The sequence below is a fragment of the Saccharomonospora xinjiangensis XJ-54 genome, from assembly GCF_000258175.1.
Taxonomy (GTDB): Bacteria; Actinomycetota; Actinomycetes; order Mycobacteriales; family Pseudonocardiaceae; genus Saccharomonospora; species Saccharomonospora xinjiangensis.
Genome location: NZ_JH636049.1, coordinates 1,386,159 through 1,410,585, shown reverse-complemented (window position 1 = coordinate 1,410,585; position 24,427 = coordinate 1,386,159). Strand labels below are relative to the sequence as shown.

The 24,427-nt window shown below is 69.0% G+C and carries 29 protein-coding genes, 1 tRNA gene and 1 other RNA gene; 16 read left to right on the top strand and 15 right to left on the bottom strand.

Annotated elements, in window-relative coordinates:
• Positions 1-6: 6 nt before the first annotated feature.
• Positions 7-705, bottom strand: a complete 699-nt coding sequence (locus SACXIDRAFT_RS05910) for a sensor domain-containing protein (RefSeq protein WP_006237594.1) — start codon at positions 703-705, stop codon at positions 7-9.
• A gap of 201 nt (positions 706-906) precedes the next feature.
• Between SACXIDRAFT_RS05910 and ssrA the strand changes: the two genes are divergently transcribed.
• The 3 genes from ssrA to SACXIDRAFT_RS05900 all read left to right on the top strand — a co-directional run bounded on the left by ssrA (position 907) and on the right by SACXIDRAFT_RS05900 (position 2,065).
• Positions 907-1,279, top strand: a transfer-messenger RNA (tmRNA) gene (ssrA, locus tag SACXIDRAFT_RS22260).
• A 149-nt stretch (positions 1,280-1,428) separates the two neighbouring features.
• Complete coding sequence (locus SACXIDRAFT_RS05905; protein ID WP_006237593.1) at positions 1,429-1,653, top strand: hypothetical protein; 225 nt, start codon at positions 1,429-1,431, stop codon at positions 1,651-1,653.
• Between the two features lie 4 nt (positions 1,654-1,657).
• The gene (locus SACXIDRAFT_RS05900; RefSeq protein WP_006237592.1) at positions 1,658-2,065 is read left to right on the top strand and encodes a DUF2267 domain-containing protein; all 408 of its coding nucleotides are present in this window, start codon (positions 1,658-1,660) and stop codon (positions 2,063-2,065) included.
• Positions 2,066-2,307: 242 nt separating this feature from the next.
• Here SACXIDRAFT_RS05900 and hrpB read toward each other — a convergent pair whose 3' ends face one another.
• Both hrpB and SACXIDRAFT_RS05890 read right to left on the bottom strand, forming a co-directional pair.
• The gene (hrpB, locus tag SACXIDRAFT_RS05895; protein WP_006237591.1) at positions 2,308-4,860 is read right to left on the bottom strand and encodes an ATP-dependent helicase HrpB; all 2,553 of its coding nucleotides are present in this window, start codon (positions 4,858-4,860) and stop codon (positions 2,308-2,310) included.
• The gene (locus SACXIDRAFT_RS05890; RefSeq protein WP_006237590.1) at positions 4,857-5,687 is read right to left on the bottom strand and encodes a glutamate ABC transporter substrate-binding protein; all 831 of its coding nucleotides are present in this window, start codon (positions 5,685-5,687) and stop codon (positions 4,857-4,859) included. Before SACXIDRAFT_RS05890 ends, hrpB begins: the two co-directional genes overlap by 4 nt.
• Positions 5,688-5,737: 50 nt before the next feature.
• Here SACXIDRAFT_RS05890 and SACXIDRAFT_RS05885 point away from each other — a divergent pair, with 50 nt between their 5' ends.
• The 7 genes from SACXIDRAFT_RS05885 to SACXIDRAFT_RS05855 all read left to right on the top strand — a co-directional run bounded on the left by SACXIDRAFT_RS05885 (position 5,738) and on the right by SACXIDRAFT_RS05855 (position 9,804).
• The gene (locus tag SACXIDRAFT_RS05885) at positions 5,738-6,337 is read left to right on the top strand and encodes a MauE/DoxX family redox-associated membrane protein (protein ID WP_006237589.1); all 600 of its coding nucleotides are present in this window, start codon (positions 5,738-5,740) and stop codon (positions 6,335-6,337) included.
• A complete protein-coding gene (locus SACXIDRAFT_RS05880; RefSeq protein ID WP_006237588.1) occupies positions 6,282-7,097 on the top strand; it encodes a DsbA family protein in 816 nt (271 codons plus the stop codon). Before SACXIDRAFT_RS05885 ends, SACXIDRAFT_RS05880 begins: the two co-directional genes overlap by 56 nt.
• 110 nt (positions 7,098-7,207) lie before the next feature.
• Positions 7,208-7,549, top strand: coding sequence for a hypothetical protein (locus SACXIDRAFT_RS05875; protein ID WP_006237587.1), 342 nt, complete (start codon positions 7,208-7,210; stop codon positions 7,547-7,549).
• Complete coding sequence (locus tag SACXIDRAFT_RS05870; RefSeq protein WP_006237586.1) at positions 7,546-8,664, top strand: C40 family peptidase; 1,119 nt, start codon at positions 7,546-7,548, stop codon at positions 8,662-8,664. The genes SACXIDRAFT_RS05875 and SACXIDRAFT_RS05870 overlap by 4 nt, the downstream gene beginning before the upstream one ends.
• Before the next feature lie 65 nt (positions 8,665-8,729).
• Positions 8,730-9,125, top strand: a complete 396-nt coding sequence (locus SACXIDRAFT_RS05865) for a YbaB/EbfC family nucleoid-associated protein (RefSeq protein ID WP_006237585.1) — start codon at positions 8,730-8,732, stop codon at positions 9,123-9,125.
• Positions 9,122-9,670, top strand: coding sequence for a YbaB/EbfC family nucleoid-associated protein (locus tag SACXIDRAFT_RS05860; RefSeq protein WP_006237584.1), 549 nt, complete (start codon positions 9,122-9,124; stop codon positions 9,668-9,670). The genes SACXIDRAFT_RS05865 and SACXIDRAFT_RS05860 overlap by 4 nt, the downstream gene beginning before the upstream one ends.
• A gap of 58 nt (positions 9,671-9,728) precedes the next feature.
• Positions 9,729-9,804 (top strand) — tRNA-Ala (locus SACXIDRAFT_RS05855).
• Positions 9,805-10,197: 393 nt separating this feature from the next.
• Here the strand turns inward: SACXIDRAFT_RS05855 and SACXIDRAFT_RS05850 are convergent.
• Entirely contained in the window at positions 10,198-11,079 is an 882-nt protein-coding gene (locus tag SACXIDRAFT_RS05850) for a pyridoxal-phosphate dependent enzyme (RefSeq protein WP_006237583.1), read from the bottom strand.
• Between the two features lie 30 nt (positions 11,080-11,109).
• Between SACXIDRAFT_RS05850 and SACXIDRAFT_RS05845 the strand changes: the two genes are divergently transcribed.
• From SACXIDRAFT_RS05845 to SACXIDRAFT_RS05835, 3 genes are all read left to right on the top strand, one after another.
• On the top strand, positions 11,110-11,310 hold the full coding sequence (locus SACXIDRAFT_RS05845; RefSeq protein WP_040922061.1) for a cation:dicarboxylate symporter family transporter: 201 nt from the start codon (positions 11,110-11,112) through the stop codon (positions 11,308-11,310).
• A gap of 145 nt (positions 11,311-11,455) precedes the next feature.
• Complete coding sequence (locus SACXIDRAFT_RS05840) at positions 11,456-12,679, top strand: MFS transporter (RefSeq protein ID WP_006237582.1); 1,224 nt, start codon at positions 11,456-11,458, stop codon at positions 12,677-12,679.
• A gap of 188 nt (positions 12,680-12,867) precedes the next feature.
• A complete protein-coding gene (locus SACXIDRAFT_RS05835; RefSeq protein WP_006237581.1) occupies positions 12,868-13,257 on the top strand; it encodes a RidA family protein in 390 nt (129 codons plus the stop codon).
• A 64-nt stretch (positions 13,258-13,321) separates the two neighbouring features.
• On the opposite strand, the gene SACXIDRAFT_RS23010 is transcribed toward SACXIDRAFT_RS05835, so the two are convergent.
• Entirely contained in the window at positions 13,322-13,486 is a 165-nt protein-coding gene (locus SACXIDRAFT_RS23010; RefSeq protein WP_232285259.1) for a hypothetical protein, read from the bottom strand.
• Between the two features lie 62 nt (positions 13,487-13,548).
• Between SACXIDRAFT_RS23010 and SACXIDRAFT_RS05825 the strand changes: the two genes are divergently transcribed.
• From SACXIDRAFT_RS05825 to SACXIDRAFT_RS05815, 3 genes are all read left to right on the top strand, one after another.
• Entirely contained in the window at positions 13,549-14,139 is a 591-nt protein-coding gene (locus tag SACXIDRAFT_RS05825) for a GNAT family N-acetyltransferase (RefSeq protein WP_006237579.1), read from the top strand.
• Between the two features lie 125 nt (positions 14,140-14,264).
• A complete protein-coding gene (gene hypF / locus SACXIDRAFT_RS05820; RefSeq protein WP_006237578.1) occupies positions 14,265-16,568 on the top strand; it encodes a carbamoyltransferase HypF in 2,304 nt (767 codons plus the stop codon).
• A gap of 11 nt (positions 16,569-16,579) precedes the next feature.
• On the top strand, positions 16,580-17,533 hold the full coding sequence (locus SACXIDRAFT_RS05815; protein WP_006237577.1) for a DMT family transporter: 954 nt from the start codon (positions 16,580-16,582) through the stop codon (positions 17,531-17,533).
• Here SACXIDRAFT_RS05815 and hypB read toward each other — a convergent pair.
• Genes hypB through SACXIDRAFT_RS05765 form a run of 10 tightly spaced genes read right to left on the bottom strand, consistent with a single transcriptional unit; the run spans position 17,431 to position 24,234 of the window.
• Positions 17,431-18,189 carry a hydrogenase nickel incorporation protein HypB gene (hypB, locus tag SACXIDRAFT_RS05810; RefSeq protein WP_006237576.1) on the bottom strand — a complete coding sequence of 253 codons (759 nt, stop codon included), beginning with the start codon at positions 18,187-18,189 and terminating at the stop codon, positions 17,431-17,433. The genes SACXIDRAFT_RS05815 and hypB overlap by 103 nt on opposite strands.
• Entirely contained in the window at positions 18,167-18,520 is a 354-nt protein-coding gene (locus SACXIDRAFT_RS05805) for a hydrogenase maturation nickel metallochaperone HypA/HybF (RefSeq protein WP_006237575.1), read from the bottom strand. Before SACXIDRAFT_RS05805 ends, hypB begins: the two co-directional genes overlap by 23 nt.
• Before the next feature lies 1 nt (position 18,521).
• Positions 18,522-19,613: a hydrogenase expression/formation protein HypE gene (gene hypE, locus SACXIDRAFT_RS05800; protein ID WP_006237574.1), complete on the bottom strand. Its 1,092-nt coding sequence runs from the start codon at positions 19,611-19,613 to the stop codon at positions 18,522-18,524.
• Positions 19,610-20,737, bottom strand: a complete 1,128-nt coding sequence (gene hypD, locus SACXIDRAFT_RS05795) for a hydrogenase formation protein HypD (protein ID WP_006237573.1) — start codon at positions 20,735-20,737, stop codon at positions 19,610-19,612. The genes hypE and hypD overlap by 4 nt, the downstream gene beginning before the upstream one ends.
• A gap of 11 nt (positions 20,738-20,748) precedes the next feature.
• Complete coding sequence (locus tag SACXIDRAFT_RS05790; protein WP_006237572.1) at positions 20,749-21,021, bottom strand: HypC/HybG/HupF family hydrogenase formation chaperone; 273 nt, start codon at positions 21,019-21,021, stop codon at positions 20,749-20,751.
• Positions 20,999-21,523, bottom strand: a complete 525-nt coding sequence (locus SACXIDRAFT_RS05785) for a hydrogenase maturation protease (RefSeq protein WP_006237571.1) — start codon at positions 21,521-21,523, stop codon at positions 20,999-21,001. The genes SACXIDRAFT_RS05790 and SACXIDRAFT_RS05785 overlap by 23 nt, the downstream gene beginning before the upstream one ends.
• On the bottom strand, positions 21,520-22,773 hold the full coding sequence (locus SACXIDRAFT_RS05780) for a hypothetical protein (RefSeq protein WP_006237570.1): 1,254 nt from the start codon (positions 22,771-22,773) through the stop codon (positions 21,520-21,522). Before SACXIDRAFT_RS05780 ends, SACXIDRAFT_RS05785 begins: the two co-directional genes overlap by 4 nt.
• Positions 22,770-23,423: a D-sedoheptulose-7-phosphate isomerase gene (locus SACXIDRAFT_RS05775; protein ID WP_006237569.1), complete on the bottom strand. Its 654-nt coding sequence runs from the start codon at positions 23,421-23,423 to the stop codon at positions 22,770-22,772. The genes SACXIDRAFT_RS05780 and SACXIDRAFT_RS05775 overlap by 4 nt, the downstream gene beginning before the upstream one ends.
• Positions 23,420-23,650: a hydrogenase assembly protein HupF gene (locus tag SACXIDRAFT_RS05770; protein ID WP_006237568.1), complete on the bottom strand. Its 231-nt coding sequence runs from the start codon at positions 23,648-23,650 to the stop codon at positions 23,420-23,422. Before SACXIDRAFT_RS05770 ends, SACXIDRAFT_RS05775 begins: the two co-directional genes overlap by 4 nt.
• Entirely contained in the window at positions 23,647-24,234 is a 588-nt protein-coding gene (locus SACXIDRAFT_RS05765) for a D-sedoheptulose-7-phosphate isomerase (protein ID WP_050986995.1), read from the bottom strand. The genes SACXIDRAFT_RS05770 and SACXIDRAFT_RS05765 overlap by 4 nt, the downstream gene beginning before the upstream one ends.
• Positions 24,235-24,427 lie beyond the last annotated feature (193 nt).

Below are 24,427 nucleotides of genomic sequence, written 5' to 3'. Positions count from 1 at the left end.
CCGCGGTCACGGCCGCATCAGAGACTGAGCCGTCTCGGCGTCGTCCTCGTCCAGCTCCCGCATCCGCGCGTACGTTGGGCCGAGCATGGCCCTGGCGAAGCGCCCGTGTGCGGCTCCCAGCCGCTGCGTGAACAGCGCGGTGATGACCACGAACACCAGGCCGATCGCCGCCCAGGGCAGCGCCGACCACACGGAATCGACGGTCACCCAGCGCACTGCGGGGTCATAGGAGGGGAAGTGCCACACGCCGCCCGGAAGGGAGCGGTAGTAGATCGGCAACCCGAGAAGGGCCAGCGAGACACCCCAGGTGGCGACCATCAGCACGAACTCGACGATGCCGATGGGGAAGAGAAGGAAGAGGTAGGTGTATTCGCGCCACGTGGCCGTGTCGGTGAGCCGTGTCCGCCACCGCTGCCGGAAGTTGCCCTCGGGCAGGGGGCGGGTCGCGGGAGGAATGTAGTTGCCGAGGAGGGCGTAAACCCGGGCCCGCTCCGTGACGGCGGCTCCCCTCGTCAACAGCACCGTGGCGCCGAGCACCGGCAGGCCGACCCACACAATCGCGGTGCCGACCCCCAGGACTGTCAAGGTCAGCAGGACGACGAAGGCGCTGACACCGACGGGGAAGCTCAACAGCAGGTAGGCGAGCGAGCCTCCGATGGAGGGTCGGGAGCGCTCATGGTCGTCGTGGGACCGGGCCGTTGACATGGCTGTGAGGTTCCTTTCACGTCTTTCGTGGTGTCATCAGCATCGAGCACGCCCGACTCGCCGACAATCAGGCCTGCCGGTCTCGTGGGGGTGGGGCTGTCCCCACCGTCCCCGCCGTCCCCGCCGTGGAACCCGTGGGAATTATGGGGTTGCGGTCCGCGTTATCCTGGATGCAGCGATCGGAAGAGATCGACTGGACGAGGGGGTGAACGGTTTCGACTCTGGACGTTGATCCAGGGGAAGCGTGCCGGTGCAGGCAACGACCACCGTGAGCGTCGTCGCAATAAATACAAGCGCCAAGACGAACAGTCAGCGCGACTTCGCCCTCGCCGCCTGAGCGAGTGTGAAGTCTGTCGGCCCGGGGATGCCTCCGCCCCGGTTCGCCGGCATCAGCTAGGAGGCTCACCGCCGGTTCCGGCCACGGGACCCGGTTGGGAAGCAAACAGTGGCTGGGCCCGTCACACCGGCTTGTTCGCGTGACCGGTGGGGCCGAGCAGAGACACAGCGAACTGCGCACGGAGAAGCCCTGGAAAGGCGACAGAGGACCCGGGTTCGATTCCCGGCACCTCCACCGACGACGACGGGCCACCCTTGGATTGGGTGGCCCGTCGTCGCGTCTACGGGTGTTCTCGGCGAACCCGGCTTGCGTTGGACGGCTGAGGGCGCGGCTGTTTGGACCCTCCTACGCCCGGCAAGTCTGCGACTGCGGGAGAGGAGGCACCGATGACGGCGCAACCGCAGAGTCCGGTCAAGGACAAGAACTACAACCTCATCAGCGTTCTCCAAGCATCGCTCGAGTACGCCTGGCAGATGGAAACCTACATCGCTGATGCCGAGCGCGAGGGCGACAGCGAACTCGCGACCTGGTTCCGCAAGATCCAGCACAACAATCTGAAGGCTGGTGAACAGGGCAAGGAGTTGCTGGCCCGGCGGCTGGAGAAGGGGTGATCCCATGGACCACGATCACTTCATCGGTCAGGTGCAGGCCCGCGCACAGCTGGCCAGTCGCGGTGAGGCGGAAGGACTGACCCGCGCCACTCTGGAGACGCTCGGGGAACGCATCCCCGAGCAATTGGCCGCTCACCTGGCCGATCAGCTTCCCACCGAGATCGGCGAGAACCTGCGCAGGACCGTCACCATGGGCGGCGCCGGATCGGGGGAGCGCTTCGGACTCGACGAATTCGTGCGCAGGGTCTCCGAACGCGGGCATCTTCCCGAACCGAACGCGGTGTACGGGTCGCGGGTGGTCCTTGAGGTGACCGGTGAGGCGACCCAAGGAGTTCTGGGCAAGGTCCGCGACTCGCTGCCTGTGGATCTTCGGCCGCTCGTGGACTCCGGCAGCAGAGGGGAGATGCGCTGACGCACACCGCGTCGCGTGTGTCCGCAGTCTGCGCACGGGTGTTTGTAGCCTGTGCGCTCGTGTCCGCAGTGTGTGTGCGGGTGTTGGCAGTTGCCGTCCGTGTCCGCGCCGGAGGCTGCGGACACGCGTGCGGGAAGTGCGGACACGCGTGCGGGAAGTGCGGACACGCGTGCGGGAAGTGCGGACACGCGTGCGGGAAGTGCGGACACGCGTGCGGGAAGTGCGGACACGCGTGCGGGAAGTCAGCGGCGCTTCGTGCCTTTGCTGGGAGTGGCGGTCAGCGGGGCGGGTGGCCACGGGTGTTTCGGGTAACGGCCTCGCAGTTCCGCCCGCACCGCCGGGTAACCGTGCTGCCAGAAGGACTCCAGGTCGGAGGTCACCGCGGCCGGGCGCCCCGCGGGTGACAGTAGGTGGAGGACGACGGGAACAGCGCCGTCGGCGATTCTCGGCGTCGTGCGCCAGCCGAACGTCTCCTGGAGCTTCACCGCGAGCACGGGCTCGGCACCGGAATAGTCCACCCTCACCGACGAACCGCTGGGCACCTGAAGCCGATCCGGTGCCAGCTCGTCGAACCGCGACGCCTGCGGCCACGGCAGCAGCCTGCGCAGAGCCGTGGCGGTGTCGATACCGGCGAAATCGGCCCTGCGGCGCACGGAGGCGAGTTCCGGCCCGAGCCAGTCGTCGATCCGCGAGAGCAGTTCGGTGTCCGACACCGGTGGCCACGGCTCGCCGAGACTCCGGTTCAGGAAGGTGAGGCGCTCCCGCAGCCGGGTGGCGGCCTGCGGCCACGGGAGCAGCCGGAGTCCGATCTTGCGCAGCCCCTCCGACACCGCCGCCCGCACGGCCGAGGGATCGGGCGATGCCAGCGGCTGTTCGGAGAGCGTCACAGCGCCCAGCCGCCGCACCCGGCGCGCCACGACGTCGCCGTCGATCCACGCGATCTCGTCGGACTCGTTGACGAGTGCGGCCCCGGCTCGTGTCGCCAGTCGCTCGTCTGCGACAGCGGCCAGCCGCACCACGCCGTGGGCGCGACCCGGTTCGCGCGTCGCCTCGGCCACGGCGAGCCATTCGCTGTCCCCAAGACCGCTTCCCCGCGGAACCTCCACGGCTGTTCCACTCGCCATCAGATAGACGGGTGAGGCGCCGTGCCTGCGACGGGCGAGCCGCTCGGGAAAGGCCAGAGCCACCACCGCCGCAGGGTCGGGCGGGCCATCGGCGTCGTCGTCCACCAGCGCAGCGAGCCGGGTCACCTCCCTGTGCCAGCGCCGTGCCACCGCGTCGTCGGCGCGGCGGAGGCGGGTGAGCTCAGCGTCGAGATCGGTGCGCGCCGACCCCGCGTCGAGCAGTGCCACGACCTCGGCCGCTGCCAGGGCGCCCACCTCCCGTGCCCCGTCGAGCAGCGCGCGGGCGAGCCGTGGGTGCAGTCCTACGGAGGCCATCCGCCGCCCCCGCTCGGTGGGGCGGCCGGACTCGTCCACGGCACCCAGCGTGGACAGCACGTTCCTGCCCGCGGCCAGCGCGCCCTCCGGTGGCGAATCCAACCAGACGAGCCCCGCACCGTCCGGAGTGGACCAGCACGCCAGTTCGAGCGCCAGTCGCGACAACTCGGCCGTGCGGATCTCCGGTTCCGGATAGGCAGGCAGGCTCGCACCCTCCGCCCGGCTCCAGCAGCGATACGCCACCCCCGGTGCCTCCCGGCCCGCCCTGCCGGAGCGTTGCTCGGCGACCGCGCGGGACACCCGTACCGTCGCCAGACCGGGAAGGCCGCGACGGTGATCCACGCGTGGCACGCGGGCGAGTCCGGAGTCCACGACGACCCGGACCCCCGGCACTGTCAGGCTCGACTCCGCCACCGCCGTCGCCAGCACGACGCGCCTGCGCGGTCCCGGGGTGAGCGCCAGATCCTGTTGCCGTCCCGGCAGCCTGCCGTGCAGTGCGACAACGTCGGCGTCGATCCCGTCGAGAAGGCAGGCGACCCTGTCGATCTCGGCCACGCCGGGAAGGAACGCGAGGATGTCACCGTCGTGAGCCGACAACGCCGACCTCACACACCTGGCGACACCAGCCTCGATGCGTTCGCCCCTTCCGGGCGGCCGGTGCACGACCTCGACCGGGTGCAGGGGTGCCTCCGCGGTGACGACGGCAGCGTCGCCGAGGAGCGTGGCCAGCCGGTCCGCCGCCACGGTCGCAGACATGGCGAGAATTCGCAGATCGTCCCGCAGCCCCGCGCGTGCGTCCAGCAGCAGCGCCAGCAGCAGGTCGGCGTCGAGCTGGCGTTCGTGGCACTCGTCGAGCACCACCACGGACGTGTCGGAAAGCTCCGGATCGTTCTGAAGCCGTCGCACGAGCAGGCCGGAGGTGACCACCTCAATGCGGGTCCTCGCCGAGACCTTGCGATCACCTCTCACCGAGTAGCCGACCGTGCCCCCGACCTGTTCACCGAGCAACGCCGCCATCCGGGCAGCCGCCGCTCTCGCGGCGATCCTGCGTGGCTCGGCCACGACAACTTTGCGCGGTTCGACCGCTGTCTTGTTGCGCGGTCCCACCGCTGTCTTGTTGCGCGGTTCCACCGCTGTCTTGTTGCGCGGTCCCACCGCTGTCTTGTTGCGCGGTCCCACCGCGGCGCCCTCTCGGGGGCCGAGCCCCGCAAGCGCCAGCGGGACGAGCGTGGTCTTGCCCGTACCGGGCGGCGCGACGAGGACCGCGCTGCCGTGCGTGTCCAGTGCGTGGCCGATCTCGCCGAGCACCGCCCGCACGGGAAGATCGGGCCACTCCGCGATACCGGGCCAGGTCACGGCCCTTCGACCTTCGGCGGCTGGGAGACCTCGATGCCGGACGGGGCGAGATGTCGTTCCAGCGACGCCCTCCACGAACCCGAGTCGATCATCTTCCTGAGGGCGGCGTTGACGGCGGCCCTTCCCTCGGTGTCGCCCTGACGGAGACCGATCCCGTAACGCTCGATTGACCACTGCCGACCTGCGAGTCTCACGAGTTCGGGGTTCTGCGCGACGTATCCAGCGAGGATGGCGCCGTCCGTCGTCACGGCGTCCACCCTGCCTGCCAGCAGCGCGGTGACGCACTCGGAGATGCGCGGGTACTCGACGAGCGTCACCGACGTACCGAAGCGGCGTTTGACGTTGCTCGCGGAGGTTGAACCCGTGGACGTGCACACCGTTCTTCCAGCGAGGGAATCGGAATCCGTGATGTCACTGGAGGTGCGCCGCACAAGCAGATCCTGCCCCGTCTCGAAGTACGGGCCCGCGAACGTCACCTCTCGCGTGCGTTCCTCGGTGATCGAATAAGAGGCCACCACCATATCGACGGAACCGGAGACGAGGGCCTCCTCCCGTTCGGCCGGGATCGTCTCCTTCCAGACGATGTTCTCCTCGGCCACACCGAGTTCCCCTGCGACGAACCGCGCGACGTCGGCGTCGAAGCCGACGAACCGTCCGTCCACGGTGCGCTCCGCCAAGCCAGGCTGATCGAATCGGATGCCGATGGTCAACGATTCGGTGTCACTCGCGCGGGCGACAATCGAGTCGTGTTCGGCACCGGTCGCCGAACACGCCGCGAGCAGAAGCCCTGCTACGGCCGCGTTGACCAGGCAGCTGAGCCGTCGCATCACCCTTGCCCCTCATCATTTTCACAGGTGCGCTGGCTAGCCTAGACGTTGTGCTTCCCTCCCGTGGACGGCTGCTTCGAGGCGTCGGATTGCTCGTCAGGCTCGGCCTTGCCGCCATCTGGTTGGTGTCAGGGGTCCTGAAGGTCTCCGACCCCGGCCAGACGTACCTCGCGGTGCAGGCGTACGACGTCCTGCCGGACTCGTTGATCGGTGTGGTGGCGACCGCGTTGCCGCTGGTGGAGATCGTGTTGGGTCTGCTTCTGCTGTTCGGGGTGGCGACCCGGATCACGGCGGTGGCCTCGGCGGCGTTACTCGTCGTGTTCATCGCAGGGGTCGCGCAGTCGTGGGCGAGGGGTCTGACGATCGACTGCGGGTGCTTCGGCGGCGGCGGCGAGGTGAAGCCGGGCGAGACGGCCTACCCGGAGGAACTTGCGCGGGACATCGGGTTCCTGGCGCTCGCGGTGTGGTTGTGGGTGAGGCCGGACACGCCGTTGTCGATCGACCGATGGTTGCGGCGAGGGCGGGGCGAGACGAGGTCTGAGACGTACCAGGCCGAGCCCGCCGAATTGAATGACGAATCGAGGAAGGACCCCAGTGGGCGGAGCGGAGCGGACGGCGAGGAAGCGGCGTCAACAGCAGGTGGCCGGTAGGAGCAGCGGCGCGAAGGCCGTCTCCGCCGCGCGGCGTGGTGGCGACGGCAAGCGCGTCGCCGTGATCGTCGGCGTGGTCGTGGCCGTGCTCGCTGTGGTGGTCGGTGGTCTCATCTGGACCAACGCGGCCAAGAACGCCACCGAAGGGCAGAAGATCCCCACCGAGACGGGGCAGACGGAGATCGCCGAGCGCAGGGACGGCGCCGTGGTGGTGCTCGGTGACGAGAACGCGCCCGCGACCATCGACGTGTACGCCGACTTCCTGTGCCCCGTGTGCGCCACGTTCGACCAGCAGTACGGCGCGCAGATCAAGCAGAAAGTCGCCGACGGCACGGTGCAGGTTCGCCAGCACATGCTGCCGATGCTGGTGGAGATGTCCGATCCGCCCGGCTACTCCATGGAGTCGGCCAATGCTGCTCTGCTCGCGGCCGACGCGGGCAAGTTCGTCGAGTTCCACGACAGCCTCTTCGCCAACCAGCCGGAAGAAGGCAAGCGCGGCTACGACAAGGACCAACTGATCCAGCTGGGGCGGGATCTCGGTATCACCGACAAGGCGTTCGCCGAGGGCGTCCGCAACGGCAAGTACGAGAAGGTGCTCACCGAGGAGATGGAGCGCGTCAGCGCGGACACGAGCCTGCGCCGCGACTTCGGGGGCGGCAGGGTCGGCTTCGGCACGCCGACCGTCGTCGCGAACGGCAAGATCGTGGACATCGGTGACCCGGCTTGGCTCGACAAGGTCGTGGGAACGGCCACGAGTTGAGCATTCGGCCCTCGCGTGCACTCCGGGTGTTCTAGTGTTCGACCCGGAGTGCACGCGCTGGGGAACCGGGTGGGGTCCGGCCGCGTCGCACTCACGCGAAGGAGGGTGACGTGGACGGCACACCACACACGGGTTTCTGGGTCGAGGAAGGCGCGTACGACCACTACGCCCGCAGTATCGACCCCACCGGCGACGACGTGAGGCAGGCATCCGACCGGCATGTCTCGCCGAACGTCGAACTGGGTGGCGACGGGTTCTCCGCGATGGGAACGGAAGCCGGGTTCGCCGGCGCCTACACCGCGCGGATGCGCGGGATTCAGGAGCGGCTGAGCAAGCTTGGGGGCAACTGGTCGGCGATGGCCGACGCGGCCCGCCGCACCAGCGCGAACTACGAGGTCGTCGAGGCCGAGCAGCAGGAAACCGTCCAGCGGCTGGGCAGGGAGCTGAGATGACCGAGACCGCGGACGTCACGAGGGCGGCACTGGACCTGCCCGACCAGTTCGCCAGGCGGATGCGAACCGACGACACGGCGATCGACTCCGCCGTCGGCGGGCAGTCGAGGCTGAGGACGTCGCTGGACGGTGTCCGCGGCACCGCATCGGCACAGCGGGCGCTGCTGGCGGAACGCTCGTCCGGCAACGCCACCGACAACGCCGTCGGCACCGCGCAGGCGCTGGAGGACGAGGTCCAGGCGCTGCTCGACGAGAGCGTCGAGATCGAGAACGCCGTGGCCGAGGCCGCCGAGGCTCTCAAGGTGGGTCAGGTCGAGAACGACCGGGTCCGCGAGGAGATCATCCGCGAGATCAGCAAGACGATGAAGGCGGTCGCCGCCGCGAGGCAGACGCCGCCGGTGCCCACGGGTGGCCAGGCCGCCGTCCGCGAGTTAATGGTGGCGCTTCAGCAGAAGATCGCGGAGTTGACCGGGCAGTCGGCCGACATCAGCGACCGCACGCTCTCCACCTTGACCGGTATCGCGGGCAAGCTCGGCAGGGATAGCGGGTCCACCACCGCGAGCAGCGCGAGTACCGAGGTGGCGTCGTCGTTCAACTCGCAGGGCTCCGGTGGTGGCGGCGGCGGTGGTGGTGGCGGTGCAGGCGGCGGCTACAGCGGTGGGGGCGGAGCCGTCACCAAACCTCGCCTGCCCGTGGCCATCCCGCCGCAGCCCGGCACCGGAGTGAAGATCAATCTGCCGAACGGGCAGACGGTCGAGGCGCCGAACGAGACGGCGGCCAAGGCTGTGCGCGCGGCGATCTCGCAGCTCGGCGTCCCCTATGTCTGGGGCGGCACGGCACGCGGCGTCGGGCTGGATTGCAGCGGGCTCACCATGACGTCGTACGGCGAGGCTGGGCTGGAGATCCCGAGGCTCGCGCAGCAGCAGACGGTGGGCGCCGAGGTGCCGTCGCAGGACCAGTTGCTGCCGGGCGACCTCGTCGTCTGGTCGGGTCACGTCGCGATGGTCGTCGGCGACGGCCTCATGATCGAGGCAGGGGACCCGGTTCAGATCGGTCCCATCCGCACCACCAACGCCGGACAGCAGTTCATCGGCTTCTACCGGCCGACCGGATAGGGTTGGCCGTGCCGTCGGGCGACGGTTGGGGTTCGCGTGGATTCGCGGTTGTTCATGGGGGTGTTATGGAACTCGACGCGCAGCGTGAGGCTGACCGGATCGACGAGCAGGTGCGGCAGACCTCGGAGCGAGCCGCGGGCCAGTTCGCCAGGATGGGTGCTGTCAGCGGGGTGGCGGAGTCCGGTGACGGCGCAGTGCGGGTCGAGGTGGCTCCGGGAGGGTTGCTGACGGAGGTTCGGCTGACGCACGCCGCGCTGAGGTCGGGCACCGACGCGCTCGCTCAGCAGATCCTGGCGCTGGCACACACCGCCACGCGGCGTGCGGGCGACCGCATGTACCGCGCGTTGTCGCCTGTGCTCGGACCTGACGGCGACGCCACGTTGGCGTCCCTCGGCTACGAGCCGCTGCCCGAGGACGAGAACGAGGAACCCGGTTCCGTGTGGGGGAGAGGAACACGGTGATCGAGCAGGTGCCGGTCGGCGGAGGAAGCACCAGGGAGCTCATCGCGCAGGCCAGGGCACGTCAGGACGCGCTGGCGTCCGTGGACGCGCTCATGGCCACGGCAACGGGCACCGCGCACGACATCGACAACACGATGGAGTTGACGGTGGACGCGCGCGGCACGCTGCTGCGGCTGTGGCTGGCGCCGTCTGCCGTGAACTGGGGGCCGCAGCGACTCGGCTCGCTCATCGTCGAGGTGGCGCAGGTGGCCATGCGCGAGGCCATCCAGGCGAGCTACAACCTGGTGGCGTTGCGGCTGGGCGAGGACATGACCTACCTCATCGAGCAGCTCTCCGGCATGCCTGCGCCTGCTCGCGACCCGCAGGCCGACACGGGCATCACTGTGGAGGAGTTCCAGCGGCGGCGCGAGCTACGCCTTCGGGAGACCGAACGCCGTACGGGCGGCGCCGCTCGTCAGCACGACGCGGGAGACGGCGCGCAGGGCGAGGCCGACGACTACGACCTCGACACCTTCGACCCCGCGACACTGCGGTCGGACAGATAGCGACCCCCGGTCGAGGGCGGTTTTCGGGCCTTGTATAGTTCTGGGTACAGATGAACACGGGGCTATGGCGCAGCTGGTAGCGCACCTCACTGGCAGTGAGGGGGTCAGGGGTTCGAGTCCCCTTAGCTCCACCACATTGGCGAGAGTGTGAACGCTCGATGCCGCTACCGACGGTTTTCCGAAGGTAGCGGCTTTTTTCATGATGACGGGCGAATGTACCTTCCTGAACTGAACCAGCGCGCGAGCCCAGGGCCCGTGGCAGCCCGGTGCCGGTTGAGGCACAGGCCTCAACCGGTGGGTGCGTCGGCACCCAGTCCGCATGATGTTCGTGGTGGCGGGCGGCAGGGAAGTGCGTCGTCACAGGGACCTGCTACCGACACGGCTCGGCTCGACCGAGGTCGCGCATGCTGGGGCGAGAGGGCAAGCCGTAGCGATGTCGATGATCTGTTCGGCGGCAGACTTTCGTGCGCAGCAGCGCGACCACCGGAATGCGTGAGCCCGTGCCGACCAATGGTCTCCGTGTAGGCTCAGCGGTCGAGTAGTTGGGTCATCGCGGTGCTGGCTTTGAGTCCGGAGCCGGTCAGTACGGCGACGATCGTGTCATCGCGACTGAGCTGGCCGTTACGGGCGAACTGTTCGACAGCGGGTACTACTTGTGCGCTGGTGGGTTCGGTGTAGAGGCCGGTCTTGGCCAGTTCGAGGGTCGCTGGACGCAGCTTCTCCTCGGGGACAGCGGTCATCGCACCTCCGCTGTCACGGATCGCGCGTAGTACCTCGCGGTCGCGGACCGGACGCGCGATGGAGGTCCCCTCGGCGATCGTCCTCCGCCATTCGGCCGGTTCGACCGCATCGACGCCCGAGGTGAACGCGTGGACCAGTGGGCTGCAGTGTGCGGGCTGGGCGACCAGTAGACGCGGAAGGTGCGTGATTTCTCCGGCCCGGTAAAGCTCGGAGAAACCGATGGCGCAACCCAGCACGAGGCTGCCTGCACCGGCCGGGATGACGATGGCGGTCGGTGTTGTGAATCCGAGGTCTTCCCACATTTCGTAGGCGATGAGCTTGGTGCCTTCGATGAATTGGGGGTGCCAGTTGTGGCTGGCGTAGAACCGCTCGGCGGAGCGGCGAAGTGCTTCGTCAGCGGTGTCCTGCCGGGTCCCCGGAATGAGGTTCACCGAGGCGCCGTGGACGTTGCTCTGAAGGATCTTAAAAGACGAGGTTGTTTCCGGGGCGAGGATTTGCGCGTCCATGCCAGCCGCAGCGCAGTAGGCGGCGAAGGAGGAGCCGCCGTTGCCGCTGGAGTCCTCCAGCACCGCGTGAATGCCTTGAGCGCGCAAGGTACTGATCACCACGGAGGTGCCCCGGTCTTTGAAGCTGGCTGTGGGGTTGCACGACTCTACTTTGACTGCCACGTCGAGTCCTGCGAATCGCCACTACTGACGATGCTGGTCATGCCGCTGATCATCTTGACTCTGATAGCAGGTGTTTCGGCTATCGATCCTGGTGCACTCGGGCGGATCGGCGCTAAGGCATTCATCTTCTACTTGATCACGTCAGCCTGTGCCATCGTGATCGGACTGGTGTTGGCGCTGGTCGTTTCGCCGGGCGCCAGGCTGTCGATTCCAGGGGATGCCGAAGGATAGGGCAGGGAGGGGCCGCCCTTGATGTGCGGGCCATCACGGGGTCCTGCCGACGAGCTACTCTCGCCCGGTGGAGTGGCCGGACGTCCTACGGTGAGGTCCGGATTCCGCCAGCCTCCGACCGTGCCCGTTCCTACGGTCGATCGGTGTGAACGTTGACTTCGCCGCGACGACCCCGATCGCGGCTCCGCTCCGCGCTCCCGTCGTGTGGTTCATGTCGCTCGCGGCGGCGTTGGGGACCTCTGCGATCTACCCGCTGCAGCCCGCGATCGCCGATGTGGCCGGCTCACTGGGTTCTCCAGTCACCGCTGTGGGCTTCGCGCTGGCGTGCGGTCCCGCCGGATACCTGATCGGCCTCGCTCTGCTCGTGCCGATGGTCGATCGGTTCCCCGCGAACCGGGTGCTGGCGATGCAGTTCGCGGTCCTGGCTGCCGCGCTGGCGGTGAACACCGTTGTCAGCAGCGTGTGGGCGCTGGGGCCGGTGATCGGCGTGATCGGCGCGTGTTCGGCGGTCGGTGCCGGGCTCAGCTCGGTGGCCGCCCGGCTTGCCCCGCCTCACCGGCGCGCGACGATTCTGGGGATCGTGACCGCCGGGATCTCGGCAGGAATCCTCGCCGGCAGGATCGTCGGTGGGTGGCTCGCCGACGAGATCGGCTGGCGCGGCATGATCCTGGTCTTCGCCGCGGCTTGTGCCGTTGTCGCGGTGTCTTGCCTGTCCCTGCTTCCCGCCACGCAAGGTGGCGGCGGGCGCGGCTACCTCGCCACCTTGCGCTCGATCCCCGGCCTGGTCGTCCGGTATTCCGTCCTCCGGCTCGCGGCGCTTCGCGGAGCCCTGTGGTTCTTCGCGTTCTGCGCCGTGTGGGCGGGGCTCGCGGTAGCCCTCTCGGAACCCCCGTTCTCGTACTCGGCCGAGCGGATCGGCCTGTACGCGCTGGCCGGCCTTTCCGGCATCGTCGCGACACGGATCGCCGGTACCTGGACCGACAGGGCAGGCGCCCGCCGCGTGATCCTGGTCGGCCTCGCACTCACGGGAGCGGCCGCCGCCGTCATCGGTTTCGCGCTGGAGAACACCGCCGTGACGCTGGTGTGTCTCGCGCTCTTCGACGCCGGTCTGTTCGCCGCTCAGGTCGCGAACCAGAGCACCGTCCTCGCCATCAATCCCGCAGCCCCTTCGCGCTTCAACAGCGCCTACATGCTGGTGTACTTCGTGGGCGGAAGCCTCGGTACTGCCTTCGGTGCGGCGTCGGTCGAGTGGTTCGGCTGGCCGGGCACGGCTCTGCTCGCAGCGGGGACGGTCGGGGCAGCCGCACTGCTGACCGTCCCCGAACGCGAGGACGCGAACCCGGCGGCAGCGGCCGACAACGCTCCATAGTGGATAATCGCTGTGCTCGGGCGGTCCGGTGTGGCTCCGCCGTGCAGGGCGAGTGTGCGGCACCCCTGTGATCATCGACTCATCGCCCCGGGCCGGGAATCAGGTGTATGGGAGCCGTGGTTGTTGGGTGACAGCACATCCATGGCTCGGGCGCGCTCGGCGCTCGGCCCGGGGGGAAGGAACAGCCGATGTCGCACGTCATCGTCAACCCGGAGGGCTTGGCCGATCCGGTGAAGTACGGCTACAGCCACATCGCTCGCGGACTGGGCGGGCTCGTGTTCGTGGCGGGTCAGTACGCGGCCGACGCGGAGGGCAACCTCGTGTCCGGCGACTTCGCCGGCCAGGTGCGCCAGTCGTTCGAGAACCTCCGCATCGCGCTGGCCGCCGAGGGGCTCGACTTCTCGTCGGTCCTGCGGCTGGGCACGTACATCGTGGACCACGACACCGAGAAGCTGGCGGTGCTCGGCAGGCAGATCGCCGAGATCTGGGGCGAGCGCCCGCCGACGCAGACCCTCATCGGCGTGGCCACACTGGCTCTGCCCGGCATGCTGTTCGAGGTTGACGCCATCGCGGCGTGAGCATCCGCGACCACACCGGCGGCCCGCACCGCACCGATGTGCGGGCCGCGGTCGTTGAACTTCGTCAGCGCCTGCCCTGCCTCGCGGCCACCAGCGTCGAGAGCATCCCGGCGCACAACAGCGCCGCCGCAGCGAGCGCGGTCGCCCGCATCCCGCCGCCGACGGCCGCGCTGACCTGTGACCCGAGGCTCGCGACGTCGCCGCGCCCGGCGAACCGCCGTGGTGCCACATGACGGCGTCAGCAGGAAAAAGCGTTGCCTGCCTTCCCACCGGGCGCGAGATGATCGCGGCATGCATGCCCGCGCACATCCCGCACCCGACCTTCGCCCGCAGCGATCGTTGCCGACCCTGCACACCGAACGGCTGACCCTGCGGCCGGTGGCCGTCTCGGACCTCGACGCGATGCACGCCTATCTCTCGCGTGAGGACACCTGCCGCTACCTGTTGAACGAACCCCTGTCGCGCGAGGAGGTGAGGGCCAAGCTCACCGAGTGCGAGAGCCGCTCGACACTGGGGGAGAACGGCGACTTCGTCCGGCTCGCCGTCGTGCGGAACGAGGACGGCACCGTGGTGGGTGACGTCATGCTCAACATCGTGTCGGTCACCTCCGCCACCGTGGAGATCGGCTGGATCTTCTCCCCACACGCCAGGGGCCGTGGCTACGCCACCGAGGCGGCGCGCGCTCTGCTCGGCTACACCTTCGAGACCCTCGGCGCGCATCGCGTGATCGCCCACCTTCATCCGGACAACACGGCGTCGTCGCGACTGTGCGAGCGGCTCGGGATGCGTCACGAGGCACTGCACCGCGCCGATTTGTGGATCAAGAACGGGTGGGAGGACACCAGCGTCTACGCGGTCCTGCGCCAGGAGTGGGCGGGCTGACCCGCGTGGACCCGGTGCTCTCCGGCCGCCACGCCGCTGGTCTCAGGGTTTCGGTCCGCAGCGGAGCGGGTACGGGGGGTGCGTGTCAGCGAGAGTGACGAGCGAGGCGGGCCACCGCCACTGCCGTGGACACGCCTGAGTGCGGTGCGGACCCGGTCAGGCGCGTCGAGGTCCGTGTCGAGGGTGTTGTTCAAGGCGTGGGATTCCGCCCTTTCGTCCACGGGCTGGCGCAGCGGCTCGCCCTCTCGGGGCACGTCGGCAATGACACCGCGGGCGTCGTGATCGAGGCCGAGGGACCGAGAGAGGCGGTGTCCGGTTTCCTCAAGGCACTGCGTTCGGACGCCCCTCCACTCGCGGCGATCCACGAGCTTTCCGTCGTCGAGCTCGTCCCGAGGGGAGGCCGTGGCTTCCGCATTCTCGACAGTGACGGGTCGGGGCGGCGCAGGGCGCTGATCTCCGCCGACTCCGCCACCTGCGAGGCGTGCCTTCGGGAGCTGTTCGACCCGCACGACCGGCGCTACCGCTACCCGTTCGTCAACTGCACCGACTGCGGGCCCCGCTTCACGATCGTGCGCGACATCCCGTACGACCGGCCGAACACGACGATGGCGGGATTTCCGCTGTGCGGCGCGTGCTCACGCGAGTACCACGACCCTTCCGACCGCCGCTTCCACGCCCAGCCGGTGTGTTGTCCCGAGTGCGGTCCACAGCTCCGGATCATCGATGCCCACGGGCGGCCACTGGGCGAGGACCCGGTCTCGCGGGCGGCCGAGTTGCTGCGGGCGGGGATGATCGTGGCCGTCAAGGGGCTCGGCGGCTACCACCTCGCCGCCGACGCCGTGAGCCGCGACGCCGCCGCGACGCTGCGCGTTCGGAAACACCGGGAGGACAAACCCTTCGCGGTCATGGTCGCGACACTCGCCGAAGCCAGGCGTCTGTGCCATGTGGATGAATGCGCCGAGCGAGCGCTGTCGGGAAGGCGCCGTCCTGTCGTGTTGCTCGACCGCCGTGACGCGGGGGGCGCCGGTGCACCCGTGTCCGATGCGGTGGCACCCGGCACTCGCAGGCTCGGGATCATGCTGCCGTACACGCCGCTACATCACCTGCTGATGCGTGAGCTCGCGACACCCATCGTGCTCACCAGCGGGAACGTCTCCGACGAGCCCATCGCGTTCACCGACGACGACGCGCTCGCCCGGCTGGCCGGCATCGCCGACGCCTTCCTCGTTCACGACCGCCCCATCCACGTCAGAGCGGACGACTCGGTGGTGACGACCTGGCGCGGCAGGGTAATCCCGGTGCGGCGGTCGCGTGGCTACGCGCCCGAGCCGATTGCCTGCCCCCGCGAGTTCCCGCGTCCCGTCCTCGCCTGCGGTGCCGAGTTGAAGAACACCGTCTGCCTCGCCACGGGGCGCAGAGCGGTGCTGTCCGCGCACATCGGTGATCTGAAGAACGCCGAGACCCTGCTGTCGTTCACCGAGTCGATCGAGCACCTGTGCCGCCTCTTCGACATCACCCCCGAGGTGGTGGCCCACGACCTGCATCCCGACTACGCGTCCACCCGGTACGCGCTGGAGGAGACCGGCCTCGACGCGATCGGGGTGCAGCACCACCACGCCCACGTGGCGGCGTGCCTCGCGGACAACGGTGTGGACGGTCCCGCGATCGGGGTGGCGTTCGACGGCACCGGATACGGCACCGACGGCACCGTGTGGGGCGGTGAGTTCCTGCTCGCCACCTGCGCGACGTTCGAGAGGGCAGGCCACCTCGCGACCGTGCCGATGCCGGGTGGCGAGGCCGCCGTGCGGCAGCCGTGGCGGATGGCCGCAGCCTACCTGCGAGCGGACTCGCGTGCGGGTGACCTCGCGGTGGCACGACGCCAGGGCGACCGGTGGGAGCAGGTGCGGAAACTGATCGATTCGCGCGTGAACACGCCTGCGACGTCGAGCGCGGGCAGGCTGTTCGACGCCGTCGCGGCCGTTCTCGGGGTGCGCGACACCGTCACCTACGAGGGGCAGGCGGCGATCGAACTCGAACAGCGCGCCGACCCGCATCACCCGGACGGCTACCACGCGGGCGTCACCGACATCGGCGGAACACTGGTCGTGGACTCGCCCGCACTCCTCGGCGCCGTCGTGGACGACCATCGGCGGGGCGTGGACCCCGCACTCGTGGCCGCCCGGTTCCACAACGGGCTCGCGGACGTGATCCGCCGTACCTGCCAGGAGATCGCCGAACGCACCGGGATACGCCTCGTCGCGCTGTCCGGCGGGGTGTTCGCGAACCGGCTGCTGCTCGGCAGGACGGTTGATGCGCTGGAGCAACACGGATTCACCGTGCTCAGTCACGGCCACGTGCCGTGCAACGACGGCGGCATCGGTTTCGGGCAGGCCGTTGTCGTGGGCGCCCGCGACAGGGCAGCCCGCTGAAGGGAGCCGCCGTGCTGGTGACCGTGGTCTGTGCCGTGACCGCCGCGCTGTGCAACGCGCTCGGCTCGGTGCTCCAGCGCAAGGGTGCCCGTGAGGTGCCCTCCGACGAGGCGATGTCACCGCGCCTGCTGTGGAAGCTCGGGCACAGTGCCGCGTGGCTCGGGGGAATCGCGGCCATGCTCGGCGGCTTCGGGTTCCAGGTCGCCGCGCTGTCCACCGGGCCGATCTCACTCGTGCAACCGATCCTCGTGGCCGAACTCGGCTTCACACTGGTGCTGTCAGCCATGCTGCTCGGTGCGAGCCTGCACATCCGGGAGTGGACTGCGGTGCTCGGCATGAACTCCGGCATCGCCCTGCTGCTCGTCGCGCTGACCCCAAGCGGCGGTGCCACGCAGGTGTCAGGGCCGAAGTGGGCGGTCGGCTGCGCGGTGACGCTTCTGATCATCGGCACGTTCGTCGTCGTGGCGCATCGCTACCGCTACGCGCACAGGGCCGCCTATCTCGGCATCGCGTCCGGGCTGTTCTTCGGCTTTCTCGCCGTGCTCGTCGCCGGGGTGACGGGACTGTTTCCCGACGGCGCAGGCGCCGTGTTCTCGGCATGGCAGACCTACGCGGTCGTGGTGGCGGGGCCGACCGGGTTCTTCCTCCTTCAGGCGACGTTGCGGGCAGGCAGTCTCGTGGCATCCCAGCCGGGTCTGACGCTCGCCAATCCCGTGGTCGGCATCGGCTGGGGCGTCGCGGTCTTCGGGGAGGACGTCCGTGGTGGCGGGTGGATCGCCGCCGAGATCGCCGGATTCGCGTTGATCGCCGCGTGCACGGTTCTGCTGGCCCGGTCACCGTCGCTGCACGGGGCCGCGGGTGCTTACGAGGGCACCGACGGTGCCTCCAGCTCGGCAGGCGCGGCCGGTTCGGACACTTCGCGGGACGGCACTCCCAGCTCGGACCGCAACCACGAGAACCACTGATGTAGCCCCTCCCCGGACACCACCGAGGTCACCAGCAGTTCCGCCGACCGATTCACCCTGCTCAGGTGCCTGGCGAAGTGGTCAACGTCGAACGTCAGATGCGGGACGAGATCGGCCTTCGTCAGCACCACGAGGTCGGCCGCGCGGAACATGTGCGGGTACTTGAGCGGCTTGTCCTCACCCTCGGCAGTGGACGCCAGCACGACCCTGCGCCGCTCACCGAGGTCGAACAGCGCGGGGCACACCAGGTTTCCCACGTTCTCCACCACGACGAGCGAGCCCCGTTGCGGGTCGAGCTCCCTCAGCGCACGGGCCAGCATGCCAGCGTCGAGATGGCAGCCTGAGCCGGTGTTGATCTGCACCACCCTGCAGCCCACCGCACGCAGCCGGTCGGCGTCGAGCGAACCGGCCTGGTCGCCCTCCACCGCGCCGACGAACACGTCGTCAGCCAGCACACGTACCGTGGCCTCCAGCAGAGTGGTCTTGCCCGATCCCGGCGCGCTCATCAGGTTCACCGCGAACACCGACCGTGAGGCGAGCCACGCCCGGTTCTCCTCGGCGATCCGGTCGTTCTTGGCGAGCACGTCCTTCTCGACCGTGACGGTCTCACTCGTCCCGGCCGCAGTGACCTCGTCACATCCGCAGGTCCCGCACATCGCGTTCCACCTCCACGTCGAGAATTCGTAGTTGTTGTCCCGATCTGACAGCCACATCCACCGACCCGCACGGGCAGGCGTCGAGAAACGACGACAGCGGCACGTCGGCACCGCACCGTCCACATCGGCCTGCCCCGGCCGCGGGCTCGATCACCAATCCGGCGCCGTCCAGCGGGGTTCCCCTCGTCACCGCGTCGAAGCAGAACCGCAGCGCGTCCGCCTCGACGCCGGACAGGGCACCGATCTCAAGGCGAACCGAGCACACCCGCGCGCCGCTGGTGTGCTCGACGACGGCGTCCACGATGCTCTGGGTGATCGACAGTTCGTGCATGTCAGCAGATGCGGGGCAGTGGATCGCCGACGAGCAGGTCGGCGACCCTTGTTCCACCGAAGGCCGTGTTGAGCAACACCGTGCCTGCGGGATCGGGGCCCACCCTGCCGATCACAGCGGCCTCGGCTCCCTGCGGGTGTTCCCGCAGGATCGTGACGGCCTGCTCCGCGTGCGCACCCTCGACCACCGCGACGAACCGCCCCTCACAGGCCACGTACAGCGGGTCGATGCCGAGTAACTCGCAGGCGCCTCTGACCTCGTCGCGCACCGGGACGCGTTCCTCGTCCACCACCACGCACACCTCGGCCGCGCGGGCGATCTCGTTCAGCACTGTCGCGACCCCACCCCGGGTGGCGTCCCGCATGGCCCGCACCCCGGGCACGGTCAGCAGCCGCGCGCAGAGATCCGCGAGCGGCGCGGTGTCGGAGACGAGTTCCGCCTCGATGTCCAGCTCACCTCGGGCGAGCATCACGGTGACGCCGTGCTCACCGACGGGGCCCGAGACGATCACGGCGTCCCCCGGCTTCACGGTGTGGATGCCGAGGGCCCGGTCCGTCGGCAGCAGACCCACTCCCGTGGTGTTGATGTAGCACCCGTCCCCGCTGCCCTTGCCGACGACCTTGGTGTCACCGGTCACGAGCGTGACACCCGCGGCATCGGCGCACTCCCGCATCGACTCCACGATGCGGCGGAGGTCGGCGACTTCGAAGCCTTCCTCCAGGATGAACCCGCACGAGAGGTAGGAAGGCCGCGCGCCTGCCACAGCGAGATCGTTGACGGTTCCGTTGACGGCGAGGTCACCGATGTTGCCGCCGGGGAAGAACAGTGGTGACACGACGAAGGAGTCGGTCGTCATCGCCAGCCTCGTGCCGCCGAGGACGAGGTCGGCGGCGTCACCGAGCGGTTCGAGCAGCGCGTTGCGGAAGGCATCGACGAACACGGCCTCCACGAGCGTCTGCGTCGCCTTGCCACCTGCGCCGTGCGCGGCGGTGATGCGTTCCTGGAGCACCCTCGGCTTGCGGCGGCGAGCCCGCTCGATGCGGTCGAGCACGTCGTCCTCGGTTCTCGTGCCGGTCTTCATGCCGGTCTTCATGCCGTGGTCGCCTCCTTGATCCGCTGCCGGGTGAACCGGCCGAAGTTGTAGTAGGCGGCGCACGCGCCCTCCGGCGACACCATGCAGGTGCCGATGGGGGTCTCCGGGGTGCACGCGGTACCGAACACCTTGCACTCCCACGGCTTCAGCACGCCCTTGAGTACCTCGCCGCACTGGCACGACTTCGGGTCGGCGACGCGCACGCCGGGCAGCGAGAACCGCTGCTCGGCGTCGAACGCCGCGTACTCGTCGCGCAGCCGCAGCGCCGAGTGGGAGATGAAGCCGAGACCGCGCCACTCGAAGTAGGGGCGCAGCCGCATGGTGCGCGCGATGGCGTCGAGTGCGACGGGGTTGCCGTTCCACGGCACCACCCGCGCGTACTGGTTCTCCACCTCGCAGCGGCCCTCCCGCAGTTGCCGGAGCAGGAAGTACACCGACTGAAGAATGTCCAGCGGCTCGAAGCCCGCCACCACGAGTGGTTTGGCGTAGTCGCGCGGGATGAACTCGTAGGGACGGCAACCGATCACGGTGGAGACGTGGCCAGGCCCGAGGAAGCCGTCGAGCCTCAGGTCGGGGGAGTCGAGGATCGCCTTGATGCCGGGGATGATCGTGACGTGGTTGCAGAACACCGAGAAGTTCTCGATACCCTCGCGTTGCGCGCGCAGCACCGTCATGGCGGTGGAAGGCGCGGTGGTCTCGAACCCGATCGCCATGAACACGACCTGCTTGTCGGGGTTCTGCCTGGCAATGCGTAGGGAGTCGAGCGGCGAGTACACCATGCGGATGTCGGTGCCCTCCGAGTTGGAGTCGAAGAACGTGCCGCCGCTGCCGGGAACCCGCATCATGTCGCCGAACGAGGTCATGATGACGTCGTCGAGGCTCGCGATGTGGATGGCGTCGTCGATCCGGCCCATGGGGATCACGCACACCGGGCAGCCGGGCCCGTGCACGAGGGAGACCTGTTCGGGCAGGTAGTCGGCGATCCCGTGCTTGTAGATGGTGTGGGTGTGACCGCCGCACACCTCCATGAACTTGTACTCGCGGCCGGGTTCGCACAGTTCAGCGATCCGCTTCGCCAGCGCCCGTGCCGTGTCCGCGTCGCGGTACTCATCGACAAACCGCATCGTCGCCGCCTTCACTCGATCATCGATTGACTCAGTGCGTCCATCTCGTCGGTGTAAGCACTGCCCAGTTCCTCCAGGTAGCGCAACACCGCCTCGGCCTCTTTTTGGTCTATTTTGGACATTGCGAACCCGACGTGGATGAGCACCCAGTCGCCGGGAACAGGCGGGTCGTCTGACAGCAGGCCGATGTTGATCGCCCTGCGCACCCCGCTCACGTGCACCCTGGCCAGATCCGGCCGATCCGCCAGGATCTCAACCACCTCACCGGGAATGCCGAGACACATCGACGCCACCCCTTTCCAACGCGTCGGCGACGAGCTCGCGCACTCGCCGTGCCGCCTCGTCCACCGCGGCGGCCACCGGTTCGCTCAGCCCCATGCCCTCGGCGACGGTGAGCGGTTCGCAACCGACGACGAACACGCGGCCGGGAGTCCCGCCCAGCCTGCGCAGCAACGCGAGGACGGCGGCGGGATGCATGCCGTGCGCGTCGAGCACAGGGCCCTCGTCGCTGTGATCGCCCGCCGACGGCGTCGAGGCGGGGTCGGCGTCGATGACGTAGACGGTTCCCGGCTCACCACCACGGCGAACGGCGTCCACGAAGATCGTGGTCTCGTACCCGCCGTCGAGGAGCTCGTACGCCAGGTGCACGCCCCGGATGCCGTAGTCCGCGACGACGGCTTCCGGTGGCAGGTCCCTGGTGGACAGCCGGGCCACCACCTCGACACCGAACCCGTCGTCGCCGTTGAAGACGTTGCCGATGCCTGCGATGAGCACCTTGCTCGTCACGGCACCACCTCCCCTGGATAGGGCTCGACCTCGGCCGTGGTGAAGTACCGGAACCGGCCCTGGGCGAGCTGCCACTCCTCGGCGGGGTCGCCATCGACGGTCACCGCGAGGAAGCAGGTTCCGTCCACGTCCTCCAGGACGCTGCGCACGGTGGCCACACGCCCATCGACGAACATGTCCTGCGCGTCGCCGTCCTGGTGAGGGCGCAGCACCACCTTGCTCCCCGTGCCGATCTCGGTGCCTGCCACGCGCACGACGCGGACCCTGCCGTGCATCGACTCCCTCGGCTGGTGCGGCAGGTCCTCGACGCGATCGACGATGCGCCTCGCGCGCTCGTCGGTGGCACGGGCCTCGCGCTTCTCGGCGTCCGTGAGCGTGAGCGTGCGCAGCGTCAGCATCTCGTCGATCTCGCAGGCGTCGAAGAAGTCGCCATGACTGCTCGGGTCCACTTTCGGGTGGTCGTAGAGGATGATCGGCGAGGACAGCATCACGTCGTCGCTGCCCACCGGGCCGACCAGCACCGGCCAGGTGTGCTCGTTGACGCATCCCTTCGCGTACTCCCTCGCCCACTCAGGCGGGTCCAGCAGCGAGAGGAAGCGGCCGTTGCGCAGGCTCAGCACCGTGTGTGCCGCGATGAGGGAGTGCCGCAGCGCCTCGTCCCTGGTGTGCCGCGAACAATCGACGGTGTCCGTGTTCGCCACCGTGACATGCAGGCGCACCAGCCCGGGCAGCCGTTCGGCCCTGCACCGCAGCTCCGCGGTCAGCGGGTTCTTGCGGCGTACCACGCGCCCGCCGTCCACGGCGGTGGTCAGCTCGCCGCCGCGCACGATCACCGGAAGGTACTGGTCGGAGTCGAGCAGCCGCCCGACCGGCAGCGTGACGTCCTGCTCGCACTCCACCGCCTCGTCCCACGGCAGTAGTTCGTCCTCGCCGATGATCAGGGCGTCCACCTCGCGAAAGCCGCTGGGCGCGTCTTCTCGTTCGACCTCAACGGTGCGGCGCTGAGCCTGGAGGAACCGCAGGCGGATGTGCAGTTCGGCGTCCGGCCCCACCTCGGCGAGACACTCCGTGCGGCACGCGGAGTGTTCGCCGGTGCCCGTTGCCGCGTACGACGGCGGCACCAGCACACCGAACTGCCAGCGGACGTGGTTCTTCTGCGCGGACGCGCGGTACGGGTAGAGCACGTACCCCTCGTAGAGCACGGCGTCCGCCACCGCTTTCACCTGGTCGAGCGCGGCCGGATCGGTCATCGCGCACCCTCCGCCGCGAGCTCGGCGAGCACGTGGTAGATCGTCGTCTGCGCCTCCTGGACCCGGTGCACCGACGACGACGGCACCCGGAACAGGTAGTCGATCGAGTCGAGTTCGGCCATCCTGCCGCCTCCGTCGCCGGTGATCCCGATCGTGAGCATCCCGATGCGATGCGCCTGGTCGAACGCGGTGAGGAGGTTGGCCGAGTTGCCGCTGGTGGACAGGCCGACCGCGAGGTCGTCCTTCCTGCCGAACGCGGCGAGTTGCCGCGAGAACACCAGGTCGAAGCCCACGTCGTTGCTCAGTGCGGTGACCACGGCGGCCTCGGCCGTGAGGGCGAAGGCAGGCAGCGGGGTCCTGCCCTGGGGCGGGTCGAGGAACTGCGTGGCGAGATCGGCCGCGTCGGTGGAGCTGCCGCCGTTGCCGAAGCAGAACAGGCGGCCTCCCCTGGAGAACCGCTCCGCCATCGCGGCTCCGCACGCGGCGAGCAGCGCACCCTGCTCCCGGTGGACGCGCCGCCGCAACGCCATGATCTCCCTCGCCTTGTCCACGGTGGAGCGGCGCACCTCGTCCAGTACCGCGTCGGCGGACCTTCCACCGTCCTCGGCGTCGTAGAGGAACGGGTACAGCGAACTCATCGCATCGGTCATCGGGGCACCCCGATCGCCTCCTTGGCGTGCACGAGCAGGTGGGCTCCGGGTTCGAGACATGCGGGATCGACCAGTGCCACGCTGACCTCCTCGTGACCTGTCCCGGTGTCCACGAGCGCGAGGTCGTCGCCGAGAAGCCGCACCACGCGGACGACGACGGCGGCGTCGGAGCAGGTCAGGCACACCTCGCCCGCGCAATGGCCGTCCTCGCTACTCGCGGGGGTCACGACACGGCCTCCGGGGTCAGCGAGCCGGGGTGCTCCAGGAACACGTGCACCAGCTCCCACAGGACGTGGTACATGGTCACGTGCACCTCCTTGACCACCCGTGGATCGTCGGAGTCGGCGCGCAGCACGTGATCGACCGCAGTACTTCTCGCGATGGCGCCACCGTGATCGGTACGGCCTCCCACCAGCGCGATCGTGAGCATGCCGAGCGCGCGTGCTTCTTCGAAGCCGCGGAGCACGTTGGCGCAGTTGCCGTCCACCGAGAGGCCGAGTGCGATGTCGTCGCGGGTGGCCAGGTGGCGCAACTGGTGGGCGAACACCTCGTCGAAGCCCACTCTGGCGGCGATTCCGGTCATGGTGGCCACGTCGGCGGTGAGCGACAGCGCGGGTAGTGCGCGTTTGCCCACGATCACCGGGTGGACGAACTCCACGGAGATGTGCTGGGCGTCGGTCGAGCCGCCGCCGTTGCCGAAGACGACGAGTGTGCCGCCGTTGTGAAAACGCTCCGCCATCGCGTGACAGGCGCGTGCCACGGACCCGGCTTCGCCGAGCAACGATTCGAGGGGCGCGTCACGGCGCTCCATGGCGGCATCGACAAGGGCGTCGAAGGCAGAACTGTCAGGCACTGGTCGTCCGGGCTTTCGTCTCGGTGAATGATCACTGTGGACGGTCTGGCGCATGCTGGACCGGAGATGACCTGACGTTACGGTTCGCGCACAGCTGGCACAAATCGATGTCGGGTGCGCGAATCTTCTTGCCGGGCAAGGCAAAACCACC